This window comes from Micromonospora sp. HK10 (genome assembly GCF_000982955.1).
Classification (GTDB): Bacteria; Actinomycetota; Actinomycetes; order Mycobacteriales; family Micromonosporaceae; genus Micromonospora.
In genome coordinates this window covers 1-457 of the sequence record NZ_KQ058799.1, presented here as the reverse complement: position 1 = coordinate 457, position 457 = coordinate 1, and the positions used below count along the sequence as shown (strand labels likewise).

General features: G+C 79.4%; 1 protein-coding gene. It reads right to left on the bottom strand.

All coding sequences use genetic code 11. The features are described from left to right. Positions 1-457, bottom strand: a 457-nt coding sequence (locus LQ51_RS12225) for a nicotinate-nucleotide--dimethylbenzimidazole phosphoribosyltransferase (protein ID WP_046565257.1), incomplete at both ends; no start/stop codon positions are given.

Genomic DNA, 457 nt, shown 5'->3' with positions numbered 1-457 from the left:
TGGCGGCGAGCGCCAGCGCCGAGCGCAGCAGCGGCAGCGTGGCCAGCGCGGTGGTGCCCTCGCCCAGGTCGAGCCGCAGGTCGACGAGCGGGGTGAGGCCGAGCACGTCGGCGGCGAGCCGCACCGCCGGCTGACCGCCGTGGTCGGGCAGCAGGCACCAGTGCCGGGCCTGCCCGGCCAGGTCCCGGCTGACCATGCCGGCCGCCACCCCGACCGGGCCGTCGAGCAGCACGGGGATCCGCCGGGCGGTCGCGCCGAGCAGCACGCCGGTGGCCACCGCCACGTCGCCGCCGCCCAGTTCGGCGAGGATGTCCTTGGCCTCGCGCGGGCCGCGCCGGGTGCGGTGCAGCGCGTCCCGGACCGTCGCGCAGCGGACCATCCAGGCCGCGTCGTCGATCTCGCCATGTTCGGCCACCACCCGGCCCAGCACCGCCGGGGGCTCGGCCCCGGCCGTGGC